At 60.4% G+C, this 8,886-nt stretch carries 12 protein-coding genes; 5 read left to right on the top strand and 7 right to left on the bottom strand.

Features of this window, described 5'->3' with window-relative positions; genetic code table 11:
* A partial coding sequence (locus NW827_RS05235; protein ID WP_414503414.1) for a dolichyl-phosphate-mannose--protein mannosyltransferase occupies positions 1-1,168 on the top strand: 1,168 nt, incomplete at its 5' end.
* 7 nt (positions 1,169-1,175) lie between these two features.
* On the top strand, positions 1,176-1,907 hold the full coding sequence (radC, locus tag NW827_RS05230; protein ID WP_414361138.1) for a RadC family protein: 732 nt from the start codon (positions 1,176-1,178) through the stop codon (positions 1,905-1,907).
* Positions 1,908-1,941: 34 nt separating this feature from the next.
* Here the strand turns inward: radC and fmt are convergent, their stop codons facing one another.
* From fmt to cbiD, 3 genes are all read right to left on the bottom strand, one after another.
* Complete coding sequence (fmt, locus tag NW827_RS05225; RefSeq protein ID WP_414403545.1) at positions 1,942-2,910, bottom strand: methionyl-tRNA formyltransferase; 969 nt, start codon at positions 2,908-2,910, stop codon at positions 1,942-1,944.
* A 25-nt stretch (positions 2,911-2,935) separates the two neighbouring features.
* Complete coding sequence (locus NW827_RS05220) at positions 2,936-3,640, bottom strand: hypothetical protein (protein WP_414361134.1); 705 nt, start codon at positions 3,638-3,640, stop codon at positions 2,936-2,938.
* 74 nt (positions 3,641-3,714) lie between these two features.
* A complete protein-coding gene (gene cbiD / locus NW827_RS05215) occupies positions 3,715-4,857 on the bottom strand; it encodes a cobalt-precorrin-5B (C(1))-methyltransferase CbiD (protein ID WP_414403544.1) in 1,143 nt (380 codons plus the stop codon).
* Between the two features lie 92 nt (positions 4,858-4,949).
* Between cbiD and NW827_RS05210 the strand changes: the two genes are divergently transcribed.
* Positions 4,950-5,303, top strand: coding sequence for a hypothetical protein (locus NW827_RS05210; protein ID WP_414403543.1), 354 nt, complete (start codon positions 4,950-4,952; stop codon positions 5,301-5,303).
* On the opposite strand, the gene def is transcribed toward NW827_RS05210, so the two are convergent.
* The 4 genes from def to NW827_RS05190 all read right to left on the bottom strand — a co-directional run bounded on the left by def (position 5,300) and on the right by NW827_RS05190 (position 6,791).
* A complete protein-coding gene (gene def / locus NW827_RS05205) occupies positions 5,300-5,896 on the bottom strand; it encodes a peptide deformylase (RefSeq protein WP_414361130.1) in 597 nt (198 codons plus the stop codon). The two genes, NW827_RS05210 and def, sit on opposite strands and share 4 nt — an antisense overlap.
* Before the next feature lie 110 nt (positions 5,897-6,006).
* On the bottom strand, positions 6,007-6,306 hold the full coding sequence (locus NW827_RS05200) for a DUF3593 domain-containing protein (RefSeq protein WP_414361128.1): 300 nt from the start codon (positions 6,304-6,306) through the stop codon (positions 6,007-6,009).
* Entirely contained in the window at positions 6,306-6,608 is a 303-nt protein-coding gene (locus NW827_RS05195) for a DUF2499 domain-containing protein (RefSeq protein WP_414361126.1), read from the bottom strand. Before NW827_RS05195 ends, NW827_RS05200 begins: the two co-directional genes overlap by 1 nt.
* A 6-nt stretch (positions 6,609-6,614) precedes the next feature.
* Positions 6,615-6,791, bottom strand: coding sequence for an NblA/ycf18 family protein (locus NW827_RS05190; RefSeq protein WP_414361125.1), 177 nt, complete (start codon positions 6,789-6,791; stop codon positions 6,615-6,617).
* A gap of 358 nt (positions 6,792-7,149) precedes the next feature.
* Here NW827_RS05190 and NW827_RS05185 point away from each other — a divergent pair, with 358 nt between their 5' ends.
* Complete coding sequence (locus NW827_RS05185) at positions 7,150-7,401, top strand: RNA recognition motif domain-containing protein (protein ID WP_414361123.1); 252 nt, start codon at positions 7,150-7,152, stop codon at positions 7,399-7,401.
* Between the two features lie 71 nt (positions 7,402-7,472).
* Positions 7,473-8,777, top strand: a complete 1,305-nt coding sequence (locus NW827_RS05180) for a metallophosphoesterase family protein (RefSeq protein WP_414403542.1) — start codon at positions 7,473-7,475, stop codon at positions 8,775-8,777.
* The last annotated feature ends 109 nt before the right edge of the window (positions 8,778-8,886 follow it).

The raw sequence follows: 8,886 nt of genomic DNA, 5'->3' as shown, positions 1-8,886 counted from the left end.
GTTGGCCAAAGGACCCGTGGGGCCGGTGTTGCCGCTGGGCATCTGGGCCCTCTACAAGCTCTGGCTGTGGGAACCGCCAAGGCGGTGGGGTGAGATGGTAGCCTTCCTTGGCTTAGCGGGGGCTATTCCTCTGGCCTGGCTGGCGCTGGAAGCAGCGGCGCGGGGGCTGCAGTGGCTGGCGGCGTTTTGGCACTACCAGTGGGGTTTGGTGAGTACCCCCAGCGGCCACCCCGGCCCAGTTTACCTGCATCTCCTGGCCTTTGCTCTAGGGTGTTTTCCCTGGGCGGCTCTGGCCTTGGCCGAGATCTTGGCCAGCCTCCACAGGCACAGTAACTCGGCAGCGGCGGATTTAACTCAGCGGGCAGAACGCCTGCTGTTGGTGGCCTTCGGGGTGGTGCTGGCCCTGTTTTCGCTCTTGGTGCAAACCAAGTTGATCCACTACACCTCGCTGCTTTACCCCATTGGGGCCTACTTTGCTGCCCTGCGCCTGCAACGCCTGGGATCAAGAGAGGCTCGACTCAGCGTTTGGGAAGGCGGCTGGATCCTGCTGAGCGGCTTGTTTTGGCTAGCCCTGTGGCTGCTATTGCCCTGGCTGGGATCCCAGGATCCCGTCCTGCTGCTGCCGAGGGTCGAGAAGGGATTGGCGGCTTTGGGGATCCCGCTTGCCGACCTTTTTGAGAGCCTAGCGGGCAGCTTGGCCCTGGGGTATCTGCAGGCCGAGGTAGAATGGCCTTTCTTCACCTATGGCCCTGCTGGGCTCCTGGCGTTGGGGGGACTGGCCTGGATTAGAGCGCGGCACAGCGTTCGGGGATGGGCCATCTTGCTCTTGGCCACCGGACTAAGCGCTCAGTTGGCCTGGAGCTGGGTTTTCCCGCGGGTGTTGCAGCATACCCAGGGGGGATCCATCTACTTTTTCCGCCAGTTTGCCGGCCCAGAACCGGCTCTTTTGGGAAGGGTTGGCCTCTATGGGCTGCGGTCATTTGTACCCTATTTTTATGGCCCGCTGCGGGTGCCCTATGCCGCCAACCTGGAGGAGCTAGCCGCCTGGCAGGTGCCCGACTATCTGGTGACCTGGGATCCCTTTGTAGCTGAGCTAGCAGCAACTTGGCAGGTCGTAGAGCGCCGCAGCCCCTTTTGGCTGTTGAAAAAAACCTCTTCTCTGCCTTAGCCGCAAGATGAGCCAGTACGTGTTGCGTATCAGCGACCTTCCCCTTCAGGATCGCCCGCGCGAGCGACTGCTCAGCCAGGGGGCCAAAAGCCTCTCCCACGCGGAGCTGCTGGCCATTTTGCTCAATACCGGCCAGGGGCCGGGCAAGCTCTCAGCCGTTGGCCTGGCCCAGTTGCTCTTGAAAAAATTGGAAGCCCAGGGGGATCCCTTAGCCCAACTGCGCCAGCTGGAAGCCGGAGAGCTGCTGCAAATTGAGGGCATTGGCCCAGCCAAAGCAGCAACAGTGTTGGCCGCCATCGAGCTGGGGCGGCGGATCTTTTTGGCCCGACCACCCGAGCGGACGGTGATTGAATCGCCAGAACAGGCGGCCATGGCCCTAAGCGGCGACCTGATGTGGGAGACCCAAGAGCACTTTGCCGTCCTGCACCTGGACATCAAACACCGCCTCATTGGCCAGCAGATTGTAACCCGGGGAACCGCCACGGAAACCCTCACCCACCCGCGGGAAACCTTCCGCAGCGCCATCAAGCAAGGAGCCAGCCGCATCCTGGTGGCCCACAACCATCCCTCCGGCAGTTTGGATCCCAGCCCGGAGGATCTTGCCCTGACGCGGCAACTCTTGCAGGCGGGGCAACTGCTGCAGATCCCGGTTTTGGATCACCTCATTCTCGGCGGCGGCCAGTTCCTTAGCCTGCGCCAGCACACCCGCCTGTGGGAGGAGTTTCCCCAGCCGGAGTAGCACCCCCAGCCCCTCTCCCACGGGAAGAGGGGGGCTAGGGATCCGGCAGCACCTCAAAGCGCATGCCCACCCTGAGTTGGCCGCCGTTGACCAAGTCCCAGGCCGACTGTTCTTTCCTGCCGGGCAGTTGGGCCCGCCGGATGAGAAGGGATCCCTCCCCAGTAGCCACATACACCCCTTCTCCTTTGGCCAACCCCACCACTTCTCCGGGGCTGCCCTGGGGAAGAGGGTCAGGGGGTGGATGCAACTGGGGAGCGGCAGAGCGGACAATCTTAATCCGTTTTCCCTGCAAGCCGGTAAAACAGTCGGGAGAAAAGGCGCGGATTTGGTTATGCAAGGCCTGGGCTGGGCGCCGCCAATCGAGCTGGAAGTCCTGCTTTTTAAGGAGGGGGGCATAGGTGGCCCGCGAGTCATCCTGGGGGATGGGGGTGATCTCTCCTTTTTCTAGTTTCACCAGGGTTTCCACCAGTAGCTCGGCCCCCAGTTGGGCCAGTTGGGAGGCCAGTTCCAGCCCAGTCTGCTCTGGCCCAATGGGCAGCTTGGCCTGCAGCAAGATGGCTCCCGTATCCAGGCCCTCGTCCATGAGCATGGTGGTGACGCCGGTCTCGGTCTCGCCGTTGGCAATGGCCCACTGGATGGGGGCAGCGCCGCGGTAAGCCGGCAGAAGGGAAGCGTGGACATTGACGCAGCCCAACCTGGGCATCTGCAGCACCGCCGGCGGCAGGATTTGGCCATAGGCCACCACCACAAACACATCGGCAGCCAGCGCCTCTAGCGCCGCCAGCACCTCTGGATCCCGCCGCAGCCGGACAGGCTGCCACACCGGGATCCCATGGGCTTGGGCAAGAACCTTAGTGGGCGGCGGGAGTACCTTCTGCCCTCGTCCCTGCGGCCGATCCGGCTGGCAGACCAAGCCCACTACTTCAAAGAGAGACTGCCGCTGCAACAGGAGCTGCAGCGAGGGCAGAGCAAACTCCGGCGTGCCAAAGAAAACAACCCGCATGGCCGACCCCTCTGAGCCCTGCCCTTTAGTCTAGAGGGGTAGGGGAAGGTGGGGAGGGCTCGCCAGTGTCAGGCGCTGGAGAAGGAAAGGGAGAAAGTCTGGCCGGGGGGGCCTGCCAAAAGGCAGGCTGTTTGAGATCGAACTCTTGGCTCCAGGCTGGAAAGAAAGCGCCCAGCTTTTGCCCGGAAAGCCGCAGCCGCTGCACAAAGGCCCATTCCAGGCGGGTCAAGACCCGCCGCACAAAATCCTTGGCCCAAGCCGGATCCGGAACTTCCGCAGCCTGTAAGTTCACCTGTAAGAGGCCCAGCTTAGGATGCAGATGAACACGGGTCTGGATCCCTTCTGGGCGCAGCAGGTAGCTGAGCACGTACTGGATGGCCTCCACATCCCCCTGCTGGGCACGGTACAGAGGGCTATTGGGGTTAGGCGGTGGCTGGTAGCGCCACTCGCGGTGCCACTCCGGGATCCCTTCGTTGGGGGGAAAGCCGAACAGCTCCACCTGGCAGTGCCGGTGGGTCAGCGCCAGTTGCTCCAGGGTTGGCAAGAGGCGCTGCAGCAGCCAATCCGGATTGGGGAGGGGATCCCCCTCTAAACGCAGCAGCAGACGGTGGCCGGAAAGACGCGCCTGGACTTGGAGATAGCCCAGCTCTAGGGAACTCAGGGCTGCCTGTAAGCAAGCCACTATCTCCAGGAGAGCAGGCTGGGAAGAAGCCGCGGAAGCAGTGGCCACTGGTGAGATCCCTGAGTAGCTTTGGATCCAACTTAGCTCAACTCCCAGAGTCGCTGAAAACCGCGAGATTTGAGCTAGAGGGTCTCGGCAAACTGAGGCCCAAATCCCTGCCCTACCTGGGCGCAAACTTGCCCCTGCCGATCAAACAACGTTACCGCCAGCTCTAGGGAGCGGCCAGCATACTTTTGCACATAGGCTGTCGCCCGCTCGCGGATCTGGCGGGCCAGCTCCTGCAGCACCGGCTTTGCCCAGCCCAGCTCCTTGAGATACTGCACCGCCGCCTCCACCGTCCTTAGCTCTAGCACCTGCCGCGCCTGTTCAGCTGCTCCCCCGCTGCGGATTAGAGCTGCCGCCAGAATCTCTAGACGAGCATCAGCCACATGGCTGGAGGTGGTGAAGATGCCCCCCGCCAGCTTGATTAGCTTGCCGTGGTAGCCGATTAGATGAACCAACTCCGCCCCCCGCAACCCTGCTTCCACCAGCAGCGGCCCAATCCAGTTGGCCACCAGTAGGATCTGCTCTGCCGGGATCCCTTGTTGCAGCGCCACCTGCTGCCCGTGGCTGCCGACACAAAAGGCCAGATGCCTGTGCTTTTCCAACTTCTGCTGCAATTCGCAGCGGGCCCGCTCCAGGCTCTCGGCAGTGGCAGAAGGCTCCACCTCTGCTCGCGTCCCCAAGAGAGCCAGCCCCTCCAGCACCCCAAAAGCGGCATTCGAGGTGCGTTCTGCCAGCAGCTTGCCTTCCGGCAAGATGATGCGCACCCGTAGGCGATACCCATCCGGGATCCCGGGCAAAAGATTGATCTCAAACAGGCGCCGGGCGTAGGCAGAGATGGCCGGGCTGCCGTCGGCGCGTCGTCCCAGCCCCTCTCCAGCTTCTAGGAGCAAAGGGGAAGCAGTGGGATCTTTTTCCTCCAGAGCCACCCACCCCCAGACCGGTGTATTGCGGGTGAGATCCAGGTGGGGGCCAGGATCCGAGCGGGTGATGGCCAACGCCGTGTCCTCCGACAAAGCCGCCACTTGCTCCACCGGGATCCTGATCCCGGCCGTAGGGGATCCCCCCTCCGGCTCCACCTGCACTGCCACGGCCGGGCAACCGCCCTCCTGCGGCAAGGGAATCTTGAGCAGGTGGTGAAGGGCAGCCTTAGCGGCAGCCACTGCGAACACTGGCAAAGTGTAACCCCCTTGTAGGGAGGGGGGAGGAGGGGAATTCTGCATTTTTGTTCAATCGTTAAATGATCTGGGGAAAGAGAGGGAGGAGCGGACCTTGTCTCTTTCAATGAAAGTAAAGAGTTGAAAGCAGGGTGGCTATGAGCGAAACCTTGCAGCACTATTTTGAGCGTCTGGAGTTGCAAATTCAGGAGCTGAAAGCTGCAATTGAGCGGATGCCAGAGCAGGTGGTTGCTGCCCTCCTGGCGCGGCAGGAGGCCAAAAAAGCTGTACCCGCCTCCTCCTACTACAGCGCTCTCAACTCCGACTTAGTTGGAGATGGAAGCCGTAACCTTTTGCTGGAGGAGGACCCGCCTGTAAGCAACTGCAAGCCAACCTATGATCTTGCCCCTGAGGCCCAGATTCAGCGCTTGAGTGCGCAGCTAACTGCTGCCTATAGCCGCATTGCCGCTCTGGAGGAACAGCTCTTAGCGCAGCGCCTGCGGAAATCCTAGCAAGGGTTCAGGGAGGGAGTAACAGCTGGGCTAGCTCTGCGTTGCACATCCTGCATCTGGAAGCCGTGCTTGCGCAGCTCCTGATCCAGCAGCAGTTCGTTTTCCACGTAATCTACGAACAGCACGCCGTTGAGATGATCAATTTCGTGTTGGATGACCCGCGCTAGCAGGTCATCGGCTTGGATTGTGCGGGGCCGCCCGGTTTCATCTTTAAACGACACCACCACTCCCTGCGGCCGCAGAACCTCCCAGAAGACACCTGGAATGCTTAGGCACCCCTCCTGAGCGGCCACCATCCCGCCAAAGTACTCCCGAATCTCTGGATTAATCAGTACCAGCGGCGGCACCTCTGGCTTATCGGGATAGATGTCCACCACAATCAAGCGCTTGTGAATACCCACCTGCGGCGCCGCTAGACCAATGCCATCAGAACTGTACATGGTCTGCAGCATGTCTCGCGCCAGCTGGCGGATCTCGTCGTTGACTTGACTAATACGCTTGGCTGGTTGCCGCAGCACCTTGTCCCCCATGCGGTAGATGCGCAGCGGTGGGTTTTTGAGTTTAACTTTGGGGACAGAAAGTGTGGCCACCATCAGGCAGGTCTCTTCCAGGGAACTAGGCTAGCTGGTAGCTTCATTCTACACCTGCTTGCAATTGCCCTCCAACTCCAAGGGAGGCCTGGCGGAGGCCTGAGGGATCACGACTACTCTGGGCTCTTCGGGGATCCCTGAGCGTGCTGGTCAAGGGCTTGCTTGAAGCCCAGAGCCACCAAAATGTTGGAGAGGGTGAGGAAAGCCTCTGCCCCTCCATGGAGGAGATCCACATTGGCTAAAGAAGTACCGTAATGCCTCTGGGCGTACAACCCTGCCGGGATGCTGACAGCCACAAAAAGCAGCAGCAGCCAAAAGCCAACCAACGCCAGGCGCGGGATCCGACGCAGCCGCGACAGGAAAAACAAAAAGAGCAAGTAGGGGAACAAAGAGAGGGCAAACAAGCTGTTCATCACTTATCTGCTTGCTCAGCCCGCCAAATGTGGTAGGCTGCCCCTGCCAGCGTACAGTTGCCCAGCAGGGTAAACCCCGCCTGGGCAGTTACTACCCACTCTAACGTGGGGTCATTGTCAAACCAATGCCAGGTAATGGCACACATGGCCCCCACCAGCGCCGGCAGCATCGCCCAGCTTAAACTTCGCCATTCTGGCCGCCCCATTCGCTCCCCAAACTGCCAAACCAAAACAATGGCCGCTAGCCACTCCAAGACGCTGGCCACGTGAATCCACCAGGTAGGCAGCGAAAGGGCATTCATATACCCCTAGGCGTTGAGGAAGTGGCGCAGCAACTGGCGATAGGTAACCTCCTGCAGTAGCATCTGCTTGTGCAGCTTGACCAGGATGTCCTTAGCTTGCTCGGGGCTCATGCGAGCCACCAACATCTCAAAAGCCCGCTGGCGAAATTCTTGCTCCAAGGGAAGACCTGGCGTTTCTTCCATTATCGTCACCTCAAGAGGCTTCGGGGTAGGTGATGTTCCCGCCTTGATCCTGACGGGTAAGGCAGGACAACACATATTTTAACAATCCTCCTTAACAAGCTGCAACAAGATGTCAAGCCCCGGTAGCTAGGCGGGGGAGGAAACTCTTGGAGATCCCAACAACGCTGCAGAAAAAGTCCGGTCCCCCAGAGTTTGACAAGGGTGTATTTTGGATAGGGAAATGCGAAGATTTTTAAGCAAGGATTCCTTTACGTCTTGTTATTTTGGGCAAGCGGGCAAGGCGCCGTGGTAGAAGTGAAGTACCTTGAGCTGGGGCTGCTGCTCTTGCTGACCTGGGCCTTGCTTTGCTTCCATTGCTATGACCATTTTTGTGGGAAACCTAAACTATAAAGCCTCACCTGAAGATCTCAAAGCCTTCTTCCAACAGCGGTGGAACGTTAAGTCGGTTACCATCCCAGTAGACCGAGAAACGGGCCAGACACGTGGCTTTGCATTTGTGGAGTTGGCCACCAAGGCAGAGGAAGAAGAAGCCATTGACGTTGCCAACGGTCAGGAGTTTATGGGTCGGCCCTTACGGCTGGAGTGGGCCCGACCGCGCCGAGAAGCTTAGCTTAGGCAGGGATCGCGGCTTGGGCGTGGAACCTGGCAGCCAGGAGTCGAGGTGAGAGAGGGGCTGCTGAGATGGTGAAGCTGCTGCATCTTTCTGATATCCATTTGGGCGGTGGTTTAGCCCATGGCTCCATCAACCCGGCCACAGGATTGAACACCCGCTTGGAGGATTTTGTGGCTTCCTTACAGCGGTGCATTGACCTTGCCCTCGATCAAGCTGTGGATTTAGTGCTGTTTGGGGGAGATGCCTTTCCTGATGCGACGCCGCCCCCTCGGCACCAAGAACTCTTTGCCCAACAGTTTCGTCGCTTGGCCGATGCCGGCATCCCGACCGTTCTCCTGGTAGGCAACCACGACCAATACGGGCAGGGCCAGGAGGGCAACAGCCTAGCCATCTACCGAGCCCTGGGGGTGGCAGGGTTCGTTGTGGGGGATCGGCTGCAGACCCATTGGATTGAAACTCGCAGCGGCCCGGTTCAGGTAACCACCCTGCCTTGGCTAAACCGCTCCACCCTGCTGGCCCACCAGGAGGCCTGGGGCCTTGACCCTGAAGTGTTGGTCCAGGAGCTTCTGCGGCGCCTGGATTTGGCTCTGGAAGGCGAGACCCGCAGGTTGCAGCCAGGGATCCCGGCGATTTTGCTGGCTCATGTAATGGTGGATACAGCCCGCCACGGGGCCGAGCGGCATCTTTCGCTGGGTAAAGGACTGACGGTGCCCCTGTCGCTGCTGGCGCGGCCGGCCTACCAGTACGTAGCTTTGGGGCATGTCCACTGCCACCAGGTGCTCTGTCGGGAGCCGTTAGTGATCTATCCCGGCAGCATCGAGCGGTTGGACTTCGGCGAGGAAAAGGAGGAAAAAGGCTGTGTATTGGCAGAGGTTACGCCCACGGGGGCCAGCTACGAGTTTTGGCCCTTGCCTACCCGTACCTTTCACACCATTCGCCTTGATCTCACCCCCTATCCCCCCCAGCAGGTGCAGGCCAAGCTGCTGGAGGCTATCGCCAAAGCCCCTGTAGCCGGCTCCATCCTGCGCCTCATCTACCGCCTCCGCCCCGACCAACTGGATTGCCTCGACGAGCGGGCCCTCCACCAGGCTCTTGCCTCTGCCTTTAGCTATACCATTGCCCCGGAGGTGGTCAGCCCTGAGCGCATCCGCTTGCCCGGCTTGGATCCCAACCGACTTGAGCCTCTGACGGCTCTAGAGCAGTATCTGGCTGACCGCAGCGATCTGGCCCCCTTGCGCAACGAGTTGCTAGCGGCCGCTCGTCAGTTGCTATCGGAAGCCTCAGATCCCTTGCTGGAGGGAAATGCCAACGGGGAGGAGCCGGAGCCTGCAAGCCTTGCTGAGGGGGAAGAGCAGCAATTGCCCTTGTTTTAACCTTTGCCGCTAGCTGAGGGGTTCTTGCCCAGTGATCCGGATCACTTCGAGAGGAGGGAAAAGGGCAGAGACTGGAACTGGGTTGAAGACGTTGGCAACGACGGCATCA

The organism is Synechococcus sp. H70.1, assembly GCF_047502705.1.
GTDB lineage: Bacteria > Cyanobacteriota > Cyanobacteriia > Thermostichales > Thermostichaceae > Thermostichus.
Note: the sequence above shows the minus strand (reverse complement) of the source record. Positions and strands in the feature narration are given on the sequence as shown.